This is a genomic window from Ruegeria sp. CDSA020, from assembly GCF_059612345.1.
This window is the reverse complement of the sequence record NZ_JBXWQK010000001.1, coordinates 372028-395353: the sequence shown is the minus strand read 5'-3', so window position 1 is coordinate 395353 and position 23326 is coordinate 372028. Positions and strand designations below refer to the sequence as shown.

The window sequence follows — 23326 nt, the reverse complement described above, 5'->3', positions numbered from 1 at the left end:
TTTTTTGATTTATGCGGCTTCTTCCGAAGGGTCGGGGTCGTTCTTTGTCCCTTTGAGCCATTCCCTCAGCCCCTGCATCAGGGCGTAAAGTACCGGCACAAGGATAACGCCAACCAGAGTCGCCGCCAGCATTCCGCCAAAGACGGCGACACCGATGGCCTTCTGGCTAGCCGCACCCGCGCCATTCGCGGCAAGCAACGGTACAACACCCAACAGGAAGGAGAGGGCAGTCATCATCACCGCGCGGAAACGTTGATGGGCGGCTTCGGCTGCAGCATCTTTGATCGAAAGGCCATTGGCACGCTGTTCCATTGCGAATTCAACGATGAGGATACCGTTCTTCGACGCAAGCCCCACCAGCATGATCATCCCGATCTGCGTGTACAGGTTTATGTCGCTGCCCACGATGGCCACCGCCGCAACCGCCCCGAACAGGGCAACAATAACAGATAGAAGAATGGACACCGGCATCGACCAACTTTCGTATTGCCCCACCAGGAACAAATAAGCGAACAGGACAGCAAGCCCGAGGATAATGATCACAAGGCTGCCGGATGCAAGCTGCTGTTGCGCGGTACCTGTCCATTCAAACGCGTATCCCGAGGGTAGGGCGTTGGCGGATTCTTCTGTCATCACAGTGATAGCGTCGCCACTGGACAGCCCTGGCGCAGGTACAGCTGTAACTGTTGCCGAACGGAACAGGTTATGCCGTTTTAACAGGACTGGCCCCAACACGTTTTCCACGTCGATCAACGTACCCAATGGAACCATATCGCCCTTGGTCGAGCGCACATACAGGTTCGAAATATCTTCGACCTTGTTCCGATAGCTCCCCTCGGCCTGAATCATCACGCGGTAGACGCGGCCAAACAGGTTGAAATCGTTCACATAGTACGAGCCTAGTTGGGCTTGCATCGTCTGGAAAATCTCAGCAACAGACACTTCCAGGGTTTTCGCTTTCTCACGGTCCAGATCGACAAATAGCTGAGGAACATTGGCCCGGAATGTTGTATAGGCCTGACCAATCTCGGGTCGCTGGTTTGCAGCATAGACGAAGGACCCAACGGCCGAGGCCAGATCCTGAGGCGTACCGCCCCCGACTTGCTGAACCTCCATTTCCACACCGGCTGACATGCCGAGGCCCTGAATCGGTGGCGGGTTGAAGGCCACGATCGAAGCTGCGGATTCGCCATTTGCAATCGCCAGAACCTTGCCCAGAATGGCATCGGCAGACAGGTCGGGATCTTGCCGTTCGTCCCAATTGTCGAGGTTCACAAAAACGGTCGCTCCATTTGTGGTTGTGCCGTTCAGCAGCGAAAACCCGTTGATCAGAACCGTACTGGCGACCCCCGAGATATCGCGGATCTGGTCGTCGACCCGACCTGCGATAGTCTCGGTGCGTTCCAGCGTTGCCGCATCTGGCAACTGGATGTCCACAAAGAGATAGCCGTTGTCTTCAAGCGGAATAAAACCGCTTGATGTGTTCGACATGATCGTCCCTGTACCCATTGCCAGAACAACGATGACGCCCAGTCCGGCGACTGGCAGAATTAACAGTTTGCGCACAATGACGACATAACCGTCACGCAGCGTTCCGATGAAACGCTCAAACAGGGCCAGAATACCCTTGGGCGGACCCGAGCGTGCGCGCAGAACCAATCCGCAAAGCGCCGGAGACAAGGTCAAAGCGTTGATTGACGAAATCACGACCGCAGTCGAGATGGTGACTGCAAACTGAGAATACAGTCGCCCCGAGATGCCAGGCATAAAGGTTACGGGCACAAAAACGGCCAGCAGAACCAGTGTGGTTGCGATGACGGGTCCGGTGATTTGGCCCATTGCTTTCCGTGTCGCCTCAGGCGGGGACAACCCTTCGTCGGCGATAATGCGTTCAACGTTTTCAACCACCACGATGGCATCATCGACCACGATCCCGATGGCCAGTACAAGCGCGAACAAAGAAATTGTGTTCAGGGACATCCCAAACGCCAGCAGGAACGCGAACGTGCCAATCAGCGAAACAGGAATAGCAACCGCTGGAATGATCGTGGCACGCCAACTGCCCAAAAAGACAAATACGACCGAAATCACCAATACGAACGTCAGCATCAGGGTGGAAACCACGTCGTTCAGAGATTGTTCCACGAAGTCGGTCGTGTTGAACGGAACCTGATATTCAACATCTGTTGGGAACGAACGCGACAGCCGGTCCAATTCGGCCTGAACACGATCAGAAACAGCCAACGCATTGGCACCGGGGGCTTGATAGATACCGATAACCGTTGCGGGTTCTGCCTGGAAATACCCCGAAGCCGAGTAGAACTGCGCTCCAAGTTCGGTTCTGGCAATGTCCCTTATGCGTACGATTGCCCCTGCATCACCAGTACGGATGACAATATTGCCGAATTCAGCGGCCGAGGTCAGTCGGCCCTTGGTCTTGATCGTATATTGAAATGTCTGTCCCTCAGGGACAGGCGGCGAGCCTATCGAACCGGCAGACACTTCGATATTCTGTTCTCGGATAGCGTCTATGACATCACCCGGTGAAATCGACAGGGCGGTCATCTTGTCGGGATCCATCCAGATCCGCATTGCATATTCAAGGTTGGTCAGAACATCGGCTTTACCAACACCCTGTACCCGCGCCAACGCATCTTTCAGGTTGATCGAAGCGTAGTTCGACAAGAATACACTGTCATAGGTGCTTTTGGGTGAGGTCAGCGTGACCAGCATCAGCATATTGGTCGATGCCTTCTGCGTAACGACACCCGACGAAGTCACCTCTGACGGAAGCGAAGACATGGCCTGCGCAACGCGGTTCTGTACGTTGACGGATGCAATGTCGGGATCGGTGCCGACTTCGAAGGTAATATTCAACGAATACGAGCCGTTGTCCGAAGAGGTGGACGTCATGTAGATCATGTCATCCACGCCGTTGACCTGCGCCTCGATCGGCGCGGCGACGGTGTTCTCGACCGTTTCGGCATTGGCACCGGTATAGGTGGCGGAAACGCTGACGACCGGTGGCGTAATATCAGGAAACTGGGCGACCGGCAGAACCATATAGCCGATCCCGCCCATGATCGTCAGGACAAGCGAAATAACTAGGGCCAGCTTGGGCCGGCTGATGAACAGGGATGAGAACATCTGTTACTCTCCCGGCTGCTCGGATGCGGTGACAGCATCCACTGCCACACCCGGGCGCACGCGCTGAAGGCCCTCGACGATCACGCTTTCTCCTTCGCGCAGGCCGTCCAGAACGATCACAGCAGTTCCGACATTGTCGCCGGTGGTGATATAGCGCTGTTCGACCATTTGCTTATCGTTAACGACCAGAACGAAATCACCGCGCTGATCACGTGACAAGGCCGCCTGCGGGATCAGAACCTGCAAGGTCGGCTCCAGCGCTTCGATATGAACGCTCAGAAACTGACCATCGAGGATCAGCCGGTCGGCATTTGTGAATTCGGCCCGCATTGCAATCGTTCCAGTTAGCGGGTCGATACGGTTGTCAACGAAAACAATCGAACCTGTTTCGCCCAAGTCCGATCCATTGGGCAGTGTTACATGCACATTCGGGCTTTTGGGGCTTTCGGCCAGCGACGATGCATTCTCGCCATATTGTTCAAGAACCGAGGTAAACTGTTTCTCGTTCAACGAGAAATTCACATACACTGGTGCCTCGCTGACGATATTCACCAATGGTGGGTTGTTCGGGCCGACAACGTCCCCGACGCTGATAGCGACCCGCCCGATACGGCCGGTGAACGGTGCGTGGACCTTAGTATAGCTCAGATCAAGTTCGGCCTGTTGGATCGCGGCTTTCGCGGCTTTGACTTCGGCAATGGCCACAAGTTCGTTGGCACGGGCGATATCCCGTTCGCTTTCCGGAGTGGCATCGCGTTTGTAAAGTTCTTCTTTACGGGCCAGGTCAACTTTGGCGAGCTCAAGATTTGCTTCGGCACGGTCCAGATCGGCATTCCGTGCATCTAGTGTCGCCTGATACAGGTCCGGCTCGATCGTGAACATAAGGTCGCCTTCATTCACCATCGCGCCGTCTTCAACATTCTGACTGTCCAGAAAACCGCTGACCCGGGCGACGATATCGGCCTTGTTCAGCGCCTCAGCTCGACCGATGAAAGTCGCCTCGTCCGTGATTTCTTGTGTGTAGGCCGCTGCGATGGACACTTTGGGCGGTGGGGCGTCACTTTTATCCTGCGCGGCAGCTGGCACCACCAACCCACATAGGGCCAAAGCTGCGGCATACCAAACGGATTTGGCTATGGGGTCATTCGGTCGAAAGCTGAAAAGTGTTGATGCAAGGATCATGGCAGAAGCCCCATTGAAACAAAAACTGGACACAACTCGGGTCGCCGCCAGCGGTCCGAGTCGCCTAAACTCTTTGTGAGGATGGCTGGTTTTGGTAGGTTTCTCAAGCGTGTTAGCCCGTAAGGCAATCGCTTACCCAAGGATATTTTTCTGTAGGGTGGCAGGTTTACGTAAATCGGCCAGGGCTAGTTTCCTGATCTGGCAAGGGCGTTTCCGGCAATCTGGATCAAATGCAAAATGAAAAAGGGGGCCGTTAAGCCCCCTGTATTTTTTTCCCGGTCGGGTGTCTTAGGTGCGGACACCTGCAAAACGGTCCTGCCAGTCTTCGCGCTGTTCGTCGGTGATCTTGGCGAACAGAACATCGGGAACGGCAAAGTCGTGGCCTGCGGGCAGGGCGGACAGGGCCGCCGCAACATCGTCAGGCCAGGCGGTATCCAGCGTGTTCATCGCGCTCAGCATACGGGCGCTGGTTTCGGGAATGAACGGCGCACTGAGCACGGCATAGAGCCGGATCAAGTTCAGACCCAGACGCACCTGTACCGCGGCCTGTTCGGGATCTTCCTTGAAGGTCGACCAGGGTGCCGCGGATTGAAGATACTCGTTCCCGGCAACCCAGATGGCGCGCAATTCCTGGGCGGATTTGCGAACTTCCATCGCCTCCATGAACCCTTCATAGGCGCGGACGCGGCGGGTCAGCTCCTCGATCAGGGCCTGCTCGCGGTCGCCATAGGTGCCGCCTTGGGGCACCGCCTCGCCGAATTTTGAGCGGCAGAACTTGGTGATCCGGCTGACGAAGTTGCCCAACACATCGGCCAAGTCCTTGTTCACCGATTGCTGGAAGTTCTCCCAGGTGAATTCGCTATCGCTGCTTTCAGGCGCATGGCTCAGCAGCCACCAGCGCCAGTAATCGGCGGGCAAGATGTCCAGTGCCTGATCCATGAATACGCCGCGACCTTGGCTGGTTGAGAACTGGCCGCCGTCATAGTTCAGGTAGTTGAAGGATTTCAGGTGGTCGACCATCTTCCACGGCTCACCCGAACCTAGAATGGTCGCCGGAAAGGACAGGGTATGGAAAGGCACGTTGTCCTTACCCATGAATTGAACATAGCGCACGTCATCGGCACCTTTGTCAGTGCGCCACCAGCGCTCCCACTCGGCATTCGCTTTGCCGGTCGCATCAGCCCATTCCTTGGCGCAGGCGATGTATTCGATCGGCGCGTCGAACCAGACGTAAAAGACCTTGCCCTCCATGCCGGGCCAGTCCTGATCGCCTTTCTTGACCGGCACGCCCCAGTCCAGATCGCGGGTAATGCCACGGTCTTGCAGGCCGTCGCCGTCATGTAACCATTTCTTGGCAATGGATGTGGTCAGGATTGGCCAGTCGGACTTGGAGTCGATCCAGGCATCCAGTTGATCCTTCATCGCGGATTGACGCAGATACAGGTGCTTGGTCTCACGCACCTCAAGGTCGGTCGACCCGGAAATGGCCGAGCGCGGCTCGATCAGGTCGGTCGGGTCCAGCTGTTTGGTGCAGTTTTCGCACTGATCACCGCGCGCGCGGTCATAGCCGCAGTTGGGGCAGGTGCCTTCGATATAGCGATCCGGCAGGAAGCGGCCATCGGCGTGGGAATAGACCTGCTTCTCGCTCACTTCGCGGATCAACCCGGCGTCTTCCAGCTTGCCCGCAAAATGCTGGGTCAACGCTTTGTTCTGGGCGCTGGATGAGCGGCCAAAGTGATCAAAGCTCAGGCCAAAGCGCTGTGCGATATCGGCCTGCACACCATGCATATCGGCACAGTAATCAGCGACCGGCTTGCCTGCCTTGGCGGCGGCCAGCTCGGCCGGAGTGCCGTGTTCGTCGGTGGCGCAGAGAAACATGACCTCATTCCCCCGGCCGCGTTGATACCGCGCATATAGGTCGGCAGGCAATTGCGAGCCGATCAGATTGCCGAGGTGCTTGATCCCGTTGATATAGGGGATCGCCGAGGTGATGAGAATCCGAGCCATGTTCCGTTTCCGCGTATGTAACTGCAGGCTCGTCTATCGTATGTCACTGCCCAGCAAAAGCCCGGCTTTTGCACGGATGCCACTTTCCGGCCCCAGGCACCGAAAAAACCCCAAAGAACGGATTTCCCGACTGCCGCTGTGTCACCATGTTAATTACCCATAGGTTGAAATATAGAATCACAACCTCTTGAAACTTTGTCATGACTCCCCATATTTACTGCATACCATCGTATACAATAACGGAGACAGCCCACTGATGTTCAGCTTTCTACTCGAGGGTGCATTTGTGCCCTTTACCATTGCGATTGCGCTGTTGTTTGGCCTTTTGGGGCTGGAACTGGTGGCGCTGTTGCTGGGTGGAAGCCTGATGGCGGGTGAGGGCGACGTTGACCTTGATCTGGTTGAGGCTCCGGAATTGGACATCGGTGATTTCGAACTTGATCTGGACGCGGATGTCGATCTGGGTGAGTTCGAGCTGGCCGAGGTTGCGGCGGAAACGCCGGTTGTGACCTCGGACGGTCCTGCAAGCTGGCTGGGCTTTGGCAAAGTGCCTTTCATGATCTGGCTGGTGGTTTTGCTGGCTGGTTTCGGCCTGTCGGGCATCGGTCTGCAACTGGGCCTGCGTGATGTGATGGGCTTTGATCTGCCCTCATGGATGGCTGCGATCCCGGCCGGGGCCTTTGGCATCTGGTTTGCGCGTGGCTTTAGCGTGGTCTTTGCCCGCCTGCTGCCGAAAACCGAGACCGAGGCGATGTCAGAACGGATGCTGGCCCGCCGTCGCGGTTTCATCTCGCAAGGGACGGCATCCCGAGGCCGCCCGGCCGAAGTGCGGGTCATGGACCGCTTTGGCAATGCGCATTACCTGCGCGCTGAGCCCCTGCAGGACAAGGATACGCTGGAACAAGGCACCGAAGTGCTTGTCCTGCGCGACCGACGGCGCGACCGGTTCGTTCTGGTCGGCTTGTCAAACTAACCAATTCAACAACCCCAAATCGGAGGATTTTGCATGGAACTTACATTCCTAGCCGTCACAGTTGTGACCATTTTAGCGGTCGTTATGTTCATTGGCCTTGTACTGGCCCGACTGTACCGCCGCGCAACCCGCGAGGTGAGCCTGGTGAAAACCGGTGCTGGCGGTAAGAAAGTGATCATGGATGGTGGCGTCATCGTCGTGCCGCTGTTGCATGAGGTCAGCCCCGTCAACATGAAGACCCTGCGTCTTGAGGTGCAGCGCAGCGCCGAGGCCGCTTTGATCACCAAAGACCGGATGCGTGTTGACGTGGGAGTCGAGTTCTATGTCTCGGTCATGGCCACCGAAGAGGGCATCGCACGCGCGGCCCAAACCCTGGGCGCCCGTACATTCGATGTTGAGCAGCTGCGTGAGATGATCGAAGGCAAGCTGATCGACGGTCTGCGTGCCGTGGCTGCGCAGATGACCATGGACGGTCTGCATGAAAACCGTGCCGATTTTGTGCAAGAGGTGCAGAATGCCGTCTCCGAAGACTTGCTGAAAAATGGTCTGTCGCTGGAATCGGTCTCGCTGACCGCGCTGGACCAGACACCGTTCGAAGCGCTGGATGAGAACAACGCCTTTAACGCCGTGGGTATGCGCAAGCTGGCCGAGGTGATTGCGACCTCGAAAAAAGAGCGCGCGCAGATCGATGCGGATGCCGAGGTTGAAGTGCGCCGTGCTGCGATGGAAGCCCAGCGTCAGAAGCTGTTGATCGACAAGGACGAAGAGCAGGCCCGCATCGAACAGACGCAACAGATCGAAACCCTGCGCGTGGCGCAAGAGGCCGAGATCGCCGCGCGGACCGAGGATTCTGTACGTGAAACCGAGCGTGCCCGGATTGCGCGCGAGGAAGCAATTCGAGCGGCTGACATTGAACGCGAGCGTAAAATCCGTGAGGCCGAGATCTCGAAAGAGCGTGAGTTGGAGGTTGCCGAGCAAGAGCGTCAGATCATCATCGCGCAGAAATCCGAAGAGGAAAGCCGCGCGCGTGCATCCGCTGATCTGGCCCGTGCCGAGGCGACCAAAGCGACCGAAGCCGTGGTTACTGCCCGCGATGTGGCCGAGGCCGAGCGTCAGAAGCAGATCGTTCTGATCGAAGCGACGCGTGAGGCCGAGCGTCAGGCAACAGCTATCCGTCTGGCCGCCCAAGCCGAGAAAGAGGCCGCCGCTGACCGTGCTGAGGCGCGCCGCGAAGAGGCGCAGGCCGAAGCGGATGCGCTGAACATTCGGGCCGAGGCCAAGAAGAACGACATGCTGGCCGAAGCGGAAGGTAAGCGCGCGATTGTCGAGGCTGACAATGCCCTGTCCGTCGATCAAATCCGTCTGAAGGTTGATCTGGCCCGGATTGAGGCGATGCCGACGATCATTGCGGAAATGGTCAAGCCCGCCGAAAAGATCGACTCGATCAAGATCCATCAGGTCGGCGGGATTGGAGCAACCGGTGGTGGTGGAGCCGCGAGTGGTGACAAGCCTGTTGTGAATCAGGCGCTGGATTCGATCATGGGCATGGCCGTTCAGATGCCCGCGTTGAAAAAGCTGGGCGAAGAGCTGGGCCTGTCGATGGAAAACGGGGTCGGGGGCATCGTCAACGGCGCGCTAGAGCCCACTGTTAAACCAGCAGATGAGGCCGAAGTGGTTGATCAGAAACCTCGAACCGAACACTAAAAGAATGGGCCGGGAATTTCCCGGCCCTTTTTACTGCTTCTCGCGCGAACGTTTCAACAGGCGCCCGATAGTAAAAGAAGTTCGTGGCGAATAGACATAGTTGGTGCGCTCTTCGGGGGTCGGACGTGAGCGCATCCGCGCCAGTCCAAAGATGATCAGGAAGACGTGGCCAAGTGCCACAAATGCGAAAAGCGCGCCGGGTCCGAAGGACTGAATAAGTGTGGATGACAGATAGGGAGACGCAATCGCTCCGAGCGCATACCAGAACATCAGGGCGGCCGACAGCTCGACCCTTTGTTCGGTTGTCGCAAAGTCGTTGGCATGCGCGGACGAGACCGAGAATATTGGGAAGGTCGTAAAGCCGAACAAACTTGCAGACAACATAACACCAACGGTACCGGTGTTACTGGCGGCCATGGTTACGCCACAGCTTAGGACTGCGGCAACAGAAAGCCAGATCAAAACCCAGCGCCTGTCATATTTGTCTGCTAGCCATCCCATAGGATATTGAGCCAGCGCGCCGCCCAGGACAAAGGAAGCCAGGAAGAACGCGATCTGATCGACGCCAAGCCCCACTTCTTGCCCGTAAACAGGACCAACCATCCGAAAGGACGCGGAACTCAACGCGGCAACAATCACGCCGGCCACCGCCAGCGGAGAGCTATTCCATGCCAGTTGGGGGCGCAGGCGCGGGGCGTCTGGTGTTTCTGGTTGGCTAGCGCGTGTCAGTGTCAGTGGTAAAAGGGCAGCGCAGCACAGGATCGCCAGCAAATTATACGAGACATATGATGCTGGCGGCAGAACTGCGATGATCAGCTGGGCGCAGAGGGACGCGCCCATATCGACGATGCGATAGGTGCCCATGGCGCGCCCGCGCGTCTCATTCGTGACCTTTGCGTTCAGCCAGGCCTCGATCACTGTGTAGCACCCGGCGACACAGGCGCCTGACGCGATCCGAAGCATCGCCCAGATATAGGGGTCGTCGGTCAGTGTGTGCCCCAGCAACCCCATTGCGCCCAAAGCTGTGCAAACGGCAAATGCCCGCGAATGGCCGACGCTTCCCATCAGGCGCGGGGCCCACCAGCATCCGACAAAGAAGCCAACGAAATGGGCCGAGCCCAACAGGCCAATCTGCCCGGTGGTGAAATTCAGGGTCAGGCCGGAAATCGCATCCAGCGGGCCAACGCCACCGGTGGACAGTTGAAGCAGAATGACGGAAAGAAATAGGGCGGCAAAGGAAATGATCGTGCGCATGATGGGCTCAGATTGCGATATTTCCAGCGCGGTGCGCGCGGCTTATCGACTTTGTGGCGTCGTTTTTGATCTATCCAGTCTTTTTGATCTTGGCCCGGATATCAAGGCCAACAGTTTCCTTTACGAGGTCGGAATAACCCGAGGCGCCAAATTCGTGACGGTTCAGTGAACCGCTGAGTTGGATGGAGAGGTTATTCAAGTTGTCTCGGGCGCTGCCGGGCGGGCGAAATATATTGGCGCGCAATGTGATTGGTCGCGTTACGCCACGCAAGGTCAGATCTCCTGTGATCTCGGCCCCGTTCGAGATACGCCCACCGTTGCCAAGCTGAATATCGGTCGAGGTGAAATTAATTGTGGGAAATCCTGTGGCGTCCAGAACCCCAGCGCTGAGCATCGGTTTGCGGGCGAAGGGCAGGTTGGTGCGCGCCTTGGCGACGTTTAGCGAGACATCCACCCGGCTGTTGGCCAGGTCGGTCATGTCAATTCGGATATCTGCAGATTGTATCGGCATGGTTCCGGACTGTGTGATGCCGGACAGCTCGAACGTAAAATCTACGGAAGTGCCATTGCGGACCAGTTCATAGGGACGCAACCCGGCCAGAGCCGGGTGCGCAAATGGAAGGGCGGTCAACCCGGACAGTACAGCGCGCCTTGTCAGTTGGGTCATATCATGACCTCCTGCCTGCGGGGCCGCGATCGCCTTAGCAACATCAGCAGGATAGCGATGTTCAGCCCGTTCCAGAGGATGCCATTGATAAAGGCCAGTTGATAATTTCCGGTTAAGTCGTAAATCCAGCCGGACATCCATCCGCCCAGTGCCATGCCCATGATGGTCATCATCATGACAAAGCCAACGCGTGCTCCGGCCTCTTGCGGGGGCATATATTCACGTACGACCAGCGCATAGCTGGGGACAATGCCGCCCTGCGCCAGACCGAACATGAGGCTGACAATGTAAAGTGAGGCCATCCCGTCATAGGGAAGGAACAGAAATAGGGCGATACATTGCAGGAAAGAGCCGACCAGCAATGTCATCAACCCGCCCAGCTTGTCGGCGACCAACCCCGAGATCACTCGGCTGACCACGCCGCCCAGCAACATCAGCGAGAGCATCTCCGCCCCGACCGCCGGGCCATATCCGAGCCCGACGCAGTAGGACACGATATGGACCTGCGGCATCGACATGGCCACGCAACAGCCGATTCCGGCCAGACCAAGAACGTATTGCAAGCTGCGCGGCGATATTCCCACGCTGCGCGCGTTGATCTGGGCATTGGCGGCGGCGGTCTGATGGGCCTCAATCGGGACTTGCCGGCGCAGCAGCAGAGACAGGGGGATGACAACGAGCAGCGTTATGACCGCCAGCGTCAGATAGACCTGCTGCCATCCTTCACGTGCAAGGATGCCTGACAGAAGCGTTGGCCAGATCGCCCCGGACAGGTAGTTTCCGCTGGCAACCAACGCCACCGCAATCCCGCGGCGTTTCATGAACCAGTGTGAGATGTCCGCGATCAGAGGGCCAAAACCAACAGCCGTGCCCAACCCCAACAGCAGATGGGCCAGTGACAAGAGCAGCATATTCGGCGCCCATGTTGCCAACAGATAGCTGACCGCGCTCAGAAGGGCGGCACCGATCAGTGCCTTGGTCACGCCCAACCGATCAACCAGTTGCCCCAGCCACATGTTCCCCAGTGCAAACCCGATCATCGACAAGACATAGGGAAATGAGGCTTCGGCCCGACCGGCGCTGAATTGCGCCTCGATCGCAGGCATCACGACGATTACTGCCCACATGCCCACATTCGCCACCGTAGCGATTGCGAGGGTGATCAGAAGGCGAAGCCAAGAATAGCGGCTGTCATGGATTGGATGGCTCATACCGGAACGCTAGGGTTGGATGTGGCACTTGGCTAGTCACAAGTGCCGTGAGTCGCGTAACTTACTCCCCCCAATACACATCTTGGGCCTTGATCCGCGTCAGGTTCAGCCCGGCATGTGGCTTGGTCTGGGTGGCCTGCCAGCTGACCGGGGGCAGGGCGCGGGCGCGACGGCGAGTCAGGGTCCAGCAGGGAACCCCGGCGTGATGATCCGCAGCCATGTGCCAGCGGGTTTCAACCCCCTGTGCGCCGCCATCGCCAGGGGTCAGTAACAGGCCCAGCGGGGCTGGCCCCATCGTGCCGCCTTGTTCCGCGGCCAGATGCATCCGCCGGACCGGTGTCAGGCCGGGCGCCTCGGGCAGATCGCAGATCACCAGTGGGGTTGCCCCGCTGCGCAACGCTTCTTCCATGCACCACAGCAGGTCCTCGGCATGGTTGGGGCGGGCAAACAGGAACCGAGCAGGATCGGCAAAGGCCATCATCCCACCCGGGTGCAACTGGCTGGCCTCCCACGCGGGGGAAATCCACAACACCGGCCCCTGTGCCTGACCGGCCAACCACATGGCAAAGCTGCGCCGGGCGGGGCCGCAGGCCTCGTGCACGCGGGCCAGTTGCAGGGTGATCTGCGGATGGAGCTGCAGCCCCGCCATTTGTCGTGCAGGCTTGCGGCCAAGAAGATGTGTGGACATGCTATTACTCTAGCATGTTCTCATTATGTTCTCAATATCGAGAGGGCATCAGCGCGACAGGATCAGACGCCCATCCGCGAATTGAATATTCGAGAACCGGTGCAAGTAATCCATGCCGAGCAAGGACTGATCTAGCGCCCCTTCATTCACCCAGGCCGAGACATTGCGATCCGTGATCGGCCCCAGTTCAAGGCTGTCCAGCCGTATCGGGGCGGTGCGCACCTCGCCATTGGCCGTCAGGGCCCGCCCGAAATAGTTCAGCTGATCGGGGTCAACACCGATGCGTCTGGCATCCGCCTCGTTCAACACAATCTGGCTGGCGCCGGTATCGACCAAAAAGGTGATGGGTTCTCCGTTGACCAGAACCGGTAGATAGTAGTGCCCGTCATAGGCGCGCGGCACCTCGATGCTTTCGCCGGTCACGGTCATCTGCGGGGCAGGGCCCACAGTGCTGCGGATATCGCCCCACAGTCCATAGGCGGCAATGATACCGATAAAAATAAACACCCAGGCCAGAGCCTGTTGCAACGTTTTGTTCAGGCTTTGCCGGTTCTGAGAGATAAACCAGGCCACGACCGCTGCGCCCAGCAATCCAAGATAGACCAGATTTGCGATGCTGTCGCCGTCCATACCGCTACCTTACTGCGTCACTCGAATCCAATATGGGGATTTATGACGCAAATCCAAAGGCTTTTAGCCCATCCAAGATAAACTGAACTGACAAGGCCGCCAGCAGCATGCCCAACAGGCGGGTCAGCACATTCAGCCCGGTCTTGCCCAGAATTCGTGCCACCGCGCCTGAAGACAAGTAGGTGACGAACACCATCGCCACTACGATCAACATCATGCCGATCACCACGGCCAGACCCTCTATGCCCGGATGCTGCCCGGCCAGCAGGATCATTGTGGCAATCGCGCCGGGTCCTGCAATCAGGGGAATACCCAGCGGAAATACCGAAGGATCAGGATGCTCTTCTTCTTCGGCGCTGTTTTCGCGCCGCTTGGTGCGCCGTTCGAACAGCATGTCCAGCGCTGTGAGGAACAACAGAACTCCGCCCGCAACGCGGAACGCCTCCATCGAGATGCCAATAAAGCCCAGAACCGCCTCGCCGAATGCGGCGAACATGGCCAGAATCCCAGCCGCTGTCAGACAGGCGCGCACCGCTATTGTATAACGCGCATGCCGATCCATGCCTTGTGTCAGGGCCACAAAGATCGGCGTTTGTGCTGGCGGATCAATGACCACAAGCAATGTTGTAAACGAGGTGATGAGAAAGGCTGTATCCATCATGCTGCGGTCTCTGCCTGTTCCAGCCGCTCTGCTGCAACCACCCAAAGTGCCTCGGCTTTTTGCATGGCCTTGACCACCTCGGCAAATTTCCGGTTCCAGATTGCCAGGTCGTTGATCTTGTCGTCTTCATACAAACTGGGGTCCGCCAGTTTGGCCGAGAGCTTTTCGTGCATATCCGTCAATTTCTCGATCCGTTCCTCGCATTTGCGCAGATCGGCGCGCAGGGTCAGAACCACCTCGCGCGATGGGCGTTTGGGCTTGGCCGTCAGCGGCTTTTCCTTAACAGGTTTGTCGCGGCCCAGCAGTAGGGACCGATAGGATTCCAGATCCCCGTCAAACTGTTTGACGGATCCGTCCGAGACCAGCCAGAGGTGGTCCGCCACCAGCGACAGTAGGTGCATGTCATGACTGACCAGCACTACGGCCCCGGAATAGGCGGTCAATGCCTCAACCAGCGCCTCGCGGCTTTCGATGTCCAGATGGTTGGTCGGTTCGTCCAGAATCAGCATATGCGGGGCGTCGATGGTGGCAAGCAGCAGCGACAGGCGCGCCTTTTGACCGCCGGACAGCCGCCCGACCTTGGTTTCTGCCTGATCGGCATTCAATCCGAACCCGGCCAAACGCGAGCGCCACTTGCCCGGTGCTTCATTCGGGCGCAATCGGCGGAGATGATCCAAGGGCGTCTCGTCCACATGCAGCTCATCCACCTGATGCTGTGCAAAATAGCCGATGCGCAGCTTGGTGCTGCGGCTCATCTTGCCAGCCATCAACGGCAGACGATCAGACAGCAGCTTGGACAGGGTCGATTTGCCCTGACCGTTCTTGCCCAGCAGCGCGATACGGTCATCCTGATCAATGCGCAGGTTCAGTCTGCGCAGCACCTCGGTCTCGCCGTATCCCGTCACACCGCCTTCGATCTGAATGATCGGGGGCGACAGTTCTTCGGGTTCTGGGAAGGAAAAAGCGCGCAGAGCAGCCTCTTGCGGGGTCGAGACCAACTGAATGCGTTCGATCATCTTCAGCCGCGACTGAGCCTGAACTGCTTTGGACGCCTTATAGCGAAAGCGATCCACGAAGCTTTGCAGATGCGCGATGCGCGCCTTGGCCTTGGTGTTTTCCGATTCCGCCTGTGCCAGACGTTCGGCGCGGCGTTCCGCGAATTTATCGTAAGGCACCGCGTAATAGGTCAGCTTGCGGTCTTCCAGATGCAGGATCGACCCCACAGCGCGGTTCAGCAACCCGCGGTCATGGCTGATGATGATCACCGTGTGCGGGTATTTCGCCAGATAGCTTTCCAGCCACAGAGCGCCTTCCAGATCCAGATAGTTGGTCGGTTCGTCCAGCAGCAACAGATCAGGCTGCGAGAACAGCACCGCTGCTAGCGCGACGCGCATGCGCCAGCCGCCGGAAAAGTCCGAACAGGGTTTCAACTGATCCTCGTCATCGAACCCCAACCCCTTGAGGATCGAGGCTGCGCGCGCTTCGGCCGACCAGGCGTCTATATCGGCCAGCCGGGTCTGAATATCGGCGATGCGTCCGGGGTCCGTGGCACTATCGGCTTCAGTCATCAACGCGCTGCGCTCGGTATCGGCGGCCAGAACGGTATTGATCAGTGAGGCATCGGACGAGGGCACCTCTTGCGCCACGCCACCAATACGCGCCCGTTTCGGGACAGCGATACTGCCCGATTCCAGCGCCAGTTCCCCCCTGATCAAGCGAAACAGGGTGGTCTTGCCGGTGCCATTGCGCCCCACTAGCCCAACCTTGTGGCCATCGGGGATGGTTGCGCTTGCGCCCTCGAACAAAGGGCGGCCTTCAACGGCATAGGTGATGTCTTGAATCCGTAACATATGCTGCTCTTAGCAGAGCCGTTATGCCGCCGCCAGCAGCTTGCATGTTCAACCGGCATTCGATGTGTTAGCGCTGATTTGCCTGAAGTTTTCACACGGTTCCATCATGCATACAGCCCGAACACCTCCGTCGTTGGTCACGCTGGTCTTTGCCACGGCGTTGTCGGTACTGACGCTGAATATGTTCCTGCCATCGCTGGCGCATATGAGCGTGGACTTTCAGGTGGATTACGGCCTTATGAATCTGGCGGTTGCGGGATATCTGGCGGTTTCTGCTGTGCTGCAACTGATCATGGGTCCTCTGTCGGATCGATATGGGCGCAGACCGGTCCTGTTGATCTGCATGTCGATCTTCGTGGTCGCATCCATCGGCTGTGTGCTGGCTGGGTCAATCTGGATGTTTCTGGGTTTTCGCCTGATGCAGGCCGTGGTTGTCGCCGGTTCGGTGCTGTCCAGCGCTTCGATCCGCGACCGCTATTCCCCGAACGAGGCCGCAAGCAAACTGGGCTATGTCGCAATGGCCATGGCGCTCGCGCCAATGCTGGGGCCGATGCTGGGCGGCGCGCTGGACATGCTGTTCGGCTGGCGCTCGGGGTTTGTTCTGTATTCCGTACTTGGCACCGGTCTGCTGGCTTTGCTGTGGTTTGATATGGGAGAGACCAATATAAACCGCGCCCCAACATTCGCGGCGCAGCTGAAGGAATATCCGCATCTGTTCCGCGCCCGAAGGTTTTGGGGTTATGCCCTATGCGCGGCATTTTCGATCGGCGGCTTTTTCAGTTTTATCACCGGTGCACCGTTGGTTGCAGCTGCTTGGTTTGATCTGAGCCCCGCGATGCTGGGTCTTGGGATCGGCATTATCACCGGCGGGTTCATGGTCGGGAATTTTGTCACTGGCCGATTGGCGGCGCGGACGCAGTTAACAACGATGATCCTGATAGGGCGGAATGTGGCCACGGCAGGGCCGCTTTGCGGGCTGCTTCTGTTTTGGGTCGGGCTTGGTACGGTTTGGGTCTTTTTCGGCTCGGCCATCTGTGTCGGTTTCGGCAATGGACTGACCAACGCCAATGCATCGTCGGGCGTGATGTCGGTTCGTCCCAAACTGGCAGGCAGCGCGGCGGGCCTGTCAGGTGCAATGATCGTTGCGCTGGGGGCGGTTCTGACGACGATCACCGGCGCCTTTGTCAGCCCTGAAAACGGACCTTTTCTTGTGCTTGGCATGATGTGCGGGTGCAGCTTTATCGGCCTTCTGGCCGTGCTCTATGTTCGTAGGATCGACAGTCTGGACCCGTTGCCCGGCACATTGTGACCGGCAAAGCGCCGGAGCAGGGCATCATAACACTTTTCATAAGCTACAGACCATGATACGCGGCCCGCGATGGATTTCGGCGCGGGCCCCGCGCCCTATTTTAAGGAGAGGCCGACATGGCACTGGAACGCACATTCTCGATCATCAAACCCGATGCAACCCGCCGCAACCTGACTGGCAAGATCAACGCCAAGTTTGAAGAGGCCGGTCTGCGCATCGTAGCGCAAAAGCGCATTCACATGACCAAAGCACAAGCTGGCAAGTTCTATGACGTCCACGCCGAGCGCCCGTTCTATGACGAACTGTGCGAATTCATGTCGTCCGAGCCGGTTATTGTACAGGTTCTGGAAGGCGAAGGCGCCATTGCCAAGAACCGCGAAGTCATGGGCGCAACCAACCCCGCAGATGCGGCCCCCGGCACCATCCGCGCTGAGTTCGCTGAATCGGTTGGCGAGAACTCGGTCCACGGTTCAGACGCACCGGAAACCGCAGCGGTTGAGATCGCCTATTTCTTCTCGGGCATCGAACTGGTCGGCTAATCTGTTTTAAGATCAAGCCTATAAAGCCGCTCCCGGGGTCGGGGGCGGCTTTTCCTATGCGGGTTTCAAGTCGTCCGAAGATATCCGGACGCCGATCGCATCCAAGTCGGCGATCATCTTCGTTTGCGGCGCAGTGCTGTTGCTGGCTTTGATTGCGTCGAACCTTTGCCGCAGGGCTTTTTTCTCTTCGCCTTTGCAATCGTTCCAGGGGCGGCCTTGCAGCCCCATCACCAAAACATAATAGCCGATGAAATGAGGGCGCGATCCTGCCTGCAAAAGTTTTGCATAGGCCGCGTCGGGGCCTATCTCGCGCAGTTGCTGGGCCGAGTGGATACCGGCACGCGCACAAGCCTGTTCATAGGCCGGGCCGAGATTACGGATAGTTGAGATCGGGTCAGACATAATCGACGTTTTAACCGGTGTCAGAATTACTGTCACCCGATCCTTTTTTACCTTTGCGGTTCATGATTACCGGATCAGGGTTTGCGCGAAAGACGAATAGTAGCTTCAAGGCCCGGATCACAGTTGCGGGCGTCGAACATGCCTTTGTGCATATGCGATATCGCTGCGACCAAAGCCAGGCCCAGACCTGCATTGCGCTCGGTCCGGGCGGGATCAAGTGTCACAAAGGGCATCTGCAGGCGGGCCAGATCGTCCTGTGGTACACCGGGGCCGTGATCCCGCACGCTGAGGTTGGTATACAGGCCGTCATCCGCAATATTGATCGTGATGGTCGAACCATCAGGCGCGTATCGCAGAGCATTTTCTAACAGGTTGGACAGTGCCTGAGACAAAAGGGGGCGGTGGCCGGGAAGGGGGGCAGTTGACCCTGTAACTTCAAGTGTTACGCCCTGATCCGTGGCAACCGGATCATAGAGCTCGACCACGTCCGCCACGAGTTGCTTAAGGTCGACATCTTCGAACTGCTCTCGCCCGACACCTGCTTCGGCACGCGAAATCTCAGTCAGTTGGCCCAGAACCCGCAGGACATGATCAACCTCGGTCGTCGCGCGCGCGATGTCGATTTCGCGATCCTGTTCGGATTTGCGGCTATCTGACAGGGATTCGACCCGCTGTTTCAACCGCGACAAAGGAGAGCGTAGATCATGCGCGATCGAATTCGAGGTCGTCCGTAGATTGCTGACCAACTCCTCGATCCGGTCCAACATCGTATTGAGCGTACCTGAAACTTGATCGAATTCATCACCGGTCCCGCGCAAGGGCATCCTGCGCGACAGGTCGCCTGAAACGATATTTTCTGCGGTCGAGGCGATGTCAGACAAGCGCGAAAAGACGAGCCTGGTAAACAGCCAGCCTGTCAGGACGCTCAGCGCCAGCGCGATTGCCAGCGCGAAGCCGACCGAGCGTAAAAGAACACGGTCAAACTGCTGTCGTGCCAACGCATCCCGCCCGACAAGCAGGCGTTCTCCGCCCGGCAGACGAATGGATGCAGCCGAGATTGGCACCAGCTGTTCGCTGTCCGAGCGTCGCAGCTCAAGTTGGACCCAACCACTTCCGGCAGTGATGTCATCGGGCCATTGCCTCAGGTTGCCAGCCAATTTCGACCCGTTGCGGTCGGTCAATAAGTAGAGGGCATCCCGTTCAGAGGCGGTGGGAATACGGCGTTCGATGGCTGTCAGCAAACCGATGAGCCCGCGCCTTTCGTATTCATCGGCCAGACCGGTCAATTCCGCGGAAACCACCGAGCGGGTTTCGCTTTCGATACTGCGATTTGCGGTGACATAGACAAGGGCCAGCACGGTGGCTGTCAGCAATGTGCTCAGAACCATGCTGGCCAGAACCAAACGTGTTCTGGAATTATTGAACGAAAGCCGCAGGTTATCCATCAGATATCATGTAACCTGCGCCCCGGACTGTTTCAATCAACGGGATCTCTCCGCCTTCATCCAATTGGCGGCGCAGTTTCGAGATATGGACGTCAACCACATTGGTGTTCGGGTCGAAATGATAATCCCAGACACCTTCCAGCAACATAGTGCGTGACACCACGCGGTTCTTGCGTCTCAGGAAGAACTCCAAAATCTGAAATTCACGCGGTGTCAGGGTAATCTCTCGCCCGTTGCGAGTGACTTTGCGGGTCAGCAAATCCATATCCAGATCGCGGCAGGTCAGGGTCGGGTTTTCCTCAGATTCCTGCGGGCGTCTTAACAGAGCTTCGATCCGCGCATGCAGTTCCTGAAAAGAGAACGGTTTGACCAGATAATCATCTGCACCGGCCCTCAGGCCTTTGACTCTCTCATCGACCGCGCTCATTGCGGTTAACATCAGAACCGGAGTTTTCAGACCCGCGGCGCGCATGGATTTGATCAGTGACAGGCCGTCTAGACCGGGCAGCATTCGGTCCAGAACGATGGCGTCAAAGCCACCATCTGTGGCGTGATACAGCCCTTCGCGCCCATCCGCGGCCTGTTCGACGACATATCCTTCCTCGCTGAATCCTTTTGCTATGAATTCCCGGGTGTCTTCATCATCTTCAACGATCAACAGGCGTCGGCTCATGATCTGAAATCCTTTCTACCGGAACTTAAACACAATTTTTCAAACAAAGTACAAGATTTGACCGGTTTAGATGCCGGGTGCGTCGTTGCGCACCCGGCTGCTCCGGCAGATTGCGGACAATTCAATCATGCCAGAGAGGCGCCCGCCAGATCTCCCCATCACGTGGCGCGCGCAGGTGTTCGATCAGGCGATTTCCACCGCAACAAAGATCTGGTTGCCGCCACGGTTGATCAGGACAAGCGCGGGATCGGTTTTTTCGCTATCCAGCGCTTCTTTCAGCGCGTCAGGTGTGGCCGTATCCTGGTTGCCCAGCTTCACGATCACGTCGCCACGCTGAAGACCGGCTTTTGCTGCAGGGCTGTCCGGTTTCAGGTCCGTGACGATCACACCGTCAATATTCTCGGCCACGCCCAGTTCCGCACGATTGGTTTCTGTTAGTGGTGCAACGGTGACGCCCAGGGCGGTGCCCGAAATGCCTTCATCCACTGACTTGTCCATTTCGGCCGATGCGGACTGATGTTGTCCAATCGTCAACTTTATGTCTTGCTCACTGCCGTTGCGTAAAACTGTAAGCGTGCTTTCTGTTCCAACCTTGGTAGTCCCGACAAGGATCGGCAGGTCGCTGCTGGACGCGACGGGTTCGCCGTTAAAGGTCAGGATGACGTCGCCCTGTTCCAGGATGCCTTCGGCAGGGCTGTTGGCAACAACGTCCGAAACCAATGCGCCGTTAGAGGCATCAATTCCCATCGCCGCAGCGATCTGAGGGCTGACATTCTGGATTGACACACCCAGCCAACCGCGGCTGACCTGGCCATCATCGCGCAGATCCGCGGCAATATGGTCCACAATGTTCGACGTGACGGCAAAACCCAACCCGACCGACCCACCGCTCGGGGAATAGATGGCCGAGTTCACGCCGATAACCTCACCATCCATGTTGAACAGCGGGCCACCGGAATTGCCTTTGTTGATGGCCGCATCCGTCTGGATGAACTCGGCATAAGGTCCCTGCGAAATATTGCGGTCCTTGGCCGATACAATCCCGGTCGTCACGGTCGAGCTGAGGCCAAACGGGTTCCCGATGGCGACAACATCCTCGCCCACACGGATCACATCGCTATTGCCAAGCTCTACGGCCTGAAGTGGCTCGCCCGCGTCGATCTTGAGAACCGCGATATCGGTCAACGGGTCGGTACCGATCACCTCAGCCTCAAAAGTTCGGTCATCATTCAGGCGCACGGTCACGGTCGCGGCATCGTCGACCACGTGATGGTTCGTAATGATGTACCCGGCTTCATCCAGTACAAAACCTGACCCCAAACCCTGAGACGGACCACGACGGGGGGCATCGAACCCTTCAGGCACGCCAAAGCGTTTGAAGAATTCACCGAATGGTTGGCCTTCGAAATCAAACTGCTGTCCGGTTTCCGGGCCCTTGGCGGCGTTTTGTTCCGCGATGATGGTCACGACAGAAGGTGACACGCTCTCAACTAAATCAGCCAGCGCTTCGTCAGCTTTCGAGGGCAGGGCGGTCGTCGCCAACAAAGCCGCACTCAGCGCTGAGACGCCTATCCAGTTTGATGTGCGTGGCATAAGAAGAGAGGATTTACGGATGCTCATTTTGGTCTCCTGATTGAAGCACGCGACACTGGCCGCGCCTTGGATCAAGAGATGCTGCATCAGTCTGTGACTTTCCTGATTGGTTGGTTAATAAATCTTAATTTTGCCACAAACGAGAGGCTCTATCCCGGCGTCGGGTGGCAAAGATTCGCGGAAATCTTCCGAATCATAAGGTTAGAATCGGTGGATTGTTGCCTGTTCGGCAGTCAAATGATGATTTTAGTTGAATTAAATCTGTTTGATAAACAAAGCGAGCTCTCAGAAATTGATGGATTTATGACACAGCCATTGGTTGTGAGTGGATCTGGTGTCATAGGCTGAATTTGCCGGAAACATATCATATTATGAACATGTTATATATATGGTCTGTGAAAATTGGAGTGTACTCGCTTTTAGATTTTCTCGGACGAACAACCTATAGTAGAAACGCATTGAGAGAGATGTTGCGTAAAAACCAAACTGAAACATCAGAAAATGCAAGTTTGGGCCAATTTTACGTTGTTTGAGAGCATCTGATAGGTGACGATGGTCTTGCCCAAGCGAAGGGAAGTCGGCGGCACTAGGGGGTGCCAACGGCTTGTCACAGTCTCTGGAAGCGCTGAGCGGCATGTTAACGAGGGGGTCTTGTTTAGGTTCGGTTGCGGAATATTCGGAATGCCTAGTGTGTTCTGGACGCGCTTTCAGGATCAGTGAAAAGTGGTAGTCCTTAATTGGGTAACCGGCCCGGTCTTCATTGACCGGGCCGTACTCGTTTTAACTGTTGCGATATTTTGCCCAGATATCCCATGCTTCGGGCGTGTCCAGATCCAGCACGGCATGTTGGCCGGGGAGCACACACAGATGGACCTTGTCCCGATGGTCCCGAACCACAGATTGTGCGCCTTCGTCTCCGGTCAGGCGGCTGATCTGATCAAACAGGAGACGGCTGAAGATCACAGGGTGGCCAGGCTGTCCTGACGCCGTCGACCCGCGCCAGATCAGCTTATCCGGATACGCCTTAGTCGCCTTGATCAGCGTCTGAAGGTCATCCAGAGTGATTTCAGGCAGGTCAGCTAGCAGAACCATGGCGGCTTCGGCCTCTGGCCCAACAGCAGACAGGGCCCCTCGTAAGCTGGCATTCATACCTTCCTCCGCATCTGCGATTTCGACCAGATGCAGGTCCAGCCCCTGCAACACGTCGTACCTGGGATGAGGCTTGGACGGCAGGGCAACAATAACCGACGATGCGGCCCGTGCTGTCTGGGCGGAACGGAGCAGCAGCGGGCAGCCATCAATCTCTTGCAGCAGCTTATCTGCGCCTCGCATACGCCGGGATTGTCCGGCGGCCAGAAGGATGATGGGTATTTGCGTCATGCGCCGACAAT

Annotated in this window: 20 protein-coding genes; 5 read left to right on the top strand and 15 right to left on the bottom strand. The window is 57.4% G+C overall.

Features of this window, described 5'->3' with window-relative positions:
* Nucleotides 1–9: 9 nt before the first annotated feature.
* The 3 genes from AC2FJW_RS01985 to metG all read right to left on the bottom strand — a co-directional run bounded on the left by AC2FJW_RS01985 (nt 10) and on the right by metG (nt 6336).
* Nucleotides 10–3147: an efflux RND transporter permease subunit gene (locus AC2FJW_RS01985; protein ID WP_496690692.1), complete on the bottom strand. Its 3138-nt coding sequence runs from the start codon at nt 3145–3147 to the stop codon at nt 10–12.
* 3 nt (nt 3148–3150) lie between these two features.
* Complete coding sequence (locus AC2FJW_RS01980; RefSeq protein ID WP_281972227.1) at nt 3151–4329, bottom strand: efflux RND transporter periplasmic adaptor subunit; 1179 nt, start codon at nt 4327–4329, stop codon at nt 3151–3153.
* Between the two features lie 288 nt (nt 4330–4617).
* Entirely contained in the window at nt 4618–6336 is a 1719-nt protein-coding gene (gene metG, locus AC2FJW_RS01975; RefSeq protein ID WP_496749075.1) for a methionine--tRNA ligase, read from the bottom strand.
* 256 nt (nt 6337–6592) lie between these two features.
* Between metG and AC2FJW_RS01970 the strand changes: the two genes are divergently transcribed.
* Nucleotides 6593–7309 (top strand): OB-fold-containig protein, encoded by a 717-nt coding sequence (locus AC2FJW_RS01970; RefSeq protein WP_496749074.1) that lies wholly within the window; start codon nt 6593–6595, stop codon nt 7307–7309.
* Between the two features lie 33 nt (nt 7310–7342).
* Nucleotides 7343–9013 carry a flotillin family protein gene (locus AC2FJW_RS01965; protein WP_496749073.1) on the top strand — a complete coding sequence of 557 codons (1671 nt, stop codon included), beginning with the start codon at nt 7343–7345 and terminating at the stop codon, nt 9011–9013.
* 30 nt (nt 9014–9043) lie between these two features.
* On the opposite strand, the gene AC2FJW_RS01960 is transcribed toward AC2FJW_RS01965, so the two are convergent.
* The 7 genes from AC2FJW_RS01960 to AC2FJW_RS01930 form a co-directional block, all read right to left on the bottom strand.
* Complete coding sequence (locus AC2FJW_RS01960) at nt 9044–10267, bottom strand: MFS transporter (protein ID WP_496749072.1); 1224 nt, start codon at nt 10265–10267, stop codon at nt 9044–9046.
* 70 nt (nt 10268–10337) lie between these two features.
* Complete coding sequence (locus AC2FJW_RS01955) at nt 10338–10934, bottom strand: YceI family protein (RefSeq protein WP_496749071.1); 597 nt, start codon at nt 10932–10934, stop codon at nt 10338–10340.
* Complete coding sequence (locus AC2FJW_RS01950) at nt 10931–12145, bottom strand: MFS transporter (RefSeq protein WP_496749070.1); 1215 nt, start codon at nt 12143–12145, stop codon at nt 10931–10933. Before AC2FJW_RS01950 ends, AC2FJW_RS01955 begins: the two co-directional genes overlap by 4 nt.
* 61 nt (nt 12146–12206) lie before the next feature.
* Nucleotides 12207–12833 carry an ImuA family protein gene (locus AC2FJW_RS01945; RefSeq protein WP_496690685.1) on the bottom strand — a complete coding sequence of 209 codons (627 nt, stop codon included), beginning with the start codon at nt 12831–12833 and terminating at the stop codon, nt 12207–12209.
* 48 nt (nt 12834–12881) lie between these two features.
* Nucleotides 12882–13463, bottom strand: coding sequence for a retropepsin-like aspartic protease family protein (locus AC2FJW_RS01940; protein WP_496695175.1), 582 nt, complete (start codon nt 13461–13463; stop codon nt 12882–12884).
* Nucleotides 13464–13503: 40 nt separating this feature from the next.
* Nucleotides 13504–14124 (bottom strand): MarC family protein, encoded by a 621-nt coding sequence (locus AC2FJW_RS01935; RefSeq protein WP_142634274.1) that lies wholly within the window; start codon nt 14122–14124, stop codon nt 13504–13506.
* A complete protein-coding gene (locus AC2FJW_RS01930) occupies nt 14121–15974 on the bottom strand; it encodes an ABC-F family ATP-binding cassette domain-containing protein (protein ID WP_496749069.1) in 1854 nt (617 codons plus the stop codon). The genes AC2FJW_RS01935 and AC2FJW_RS01930 overlap by 4 nt, the downstream gene beginning before the upstream one ends.
* Before the next feature lie 106 nt (nt 15975–16080).
* Between AC2FJW_RS01930 and AC2FJW_RS01925 the strand changes: the two genes are divergently transcribed.
* Nucleotides 16081–17283: a multidrug effflux MFS transporter gene (locus AC2FJW_RS01925; protein WP_496749068.1), complete on the top strand. Its 1203-nt coding sequence runs from the start codon at nt 16081–16083 to the stop codon at nt 17281–17283.
* A gap of 116 nt (nt 17284–17399) precedes the next feature.
* The gene (ndk, locus tag AC2FJW_RS01920) at nt 17400–17822 is read left to right on the top strand and encodes a nucleoside-diphosphate kinase (protein WP_142634270.1); all 423 of its coding nucleotides are present in this window, start codon (nt 17400–17402) and stop codon (nt 17820–17822) included.
* Nucleotides 17823–17876: 54 nt separating this feature from the next.
* On the opposite strand, the gene AC2FJW_RS01915 is transcribed toward ndk, so the two are convergent.
* The 4 genes from AC2FJW_RS01915 to AC2FJW_RS01900 form a co-directional block, all read right to left on the bottom strand.
* Entirely contained in the window at nt 17877–18224 is a 348-nt protein-coding gene (locus AC2FJW_RS01915; RefSeq protein ID WP_496687709.1) for a TfoX/Sxy family protein, read from the bottom strand.
* 74 nt (nt 18225–18298) lie between these two features.
* A complete protein-coding gene (locus tag AC2FJW_RS01910; RefSeq protein WP_496690682.1) occupies nt 18299–19669 on the bottom strand; it encodes a sensor histidine kinase in 1371 nt (456 codons plus the stop codon).
* Complete coding sequence (locus AC2FJW_RS01905; protein ID WP_142634264.1) at nt 19662–20342, bottom strand: response regulator transcription factor; 681 nt, start codon at nt 20340–20342, stop codon at nt 19662–19664. Before AC2FJW_RS01905 ends, AC2FJW_RS01910 begins: the two co-directional genes overlap by 8 nt.
* Before the next feature lie 183 nt (nt 20343–20525).
* Complete coding sequence (locus tag AC2FJW_RS01900) at nt 20526–21962, bottom strand: Do family serine endopeptidase (RefSeq protein WP_496749067.1); 1437 nt, start codon at nt 21960–21962, stop codon at nt 20526–20528.
* A gap of 51 nt (nt 21963–22013) precedes the next feature.
* Between AC2FJW_RS01900 and AC2FJW_RS01895 the strand changes: the two genes are divergently transcribed.
* Complete coding sequence (locus AC2FJW_RS01895; protein ID WP_496749066.1) at nt 22014–22283, top strand: hypothetical protein; 270 nt, start codon at nt 22014–22016, stop codon at nt 22281–22283.
* Between the two features lie 432 nt (nt 22284–22715).
* Here AC2FJW_RS01895 and AC2FJW_RS01890 read toward each other — a convergent pair whose 3' ends face one another.
* Nucleotides 22716–23315 carry a nucleotidyltransferase family protein gene (locus tag AC2FJW_RS01890; protein WP_496749065.1) on the bottom strand — a complete coding sequence of 200 codons (600 nt, stop codon included), beginning with the start codon at nt 23313–23315 and terminating at the stop codon, nt 22716–22718.
* Nucleotides 23316–23326 lie beyond the last annotated feature (11 nt).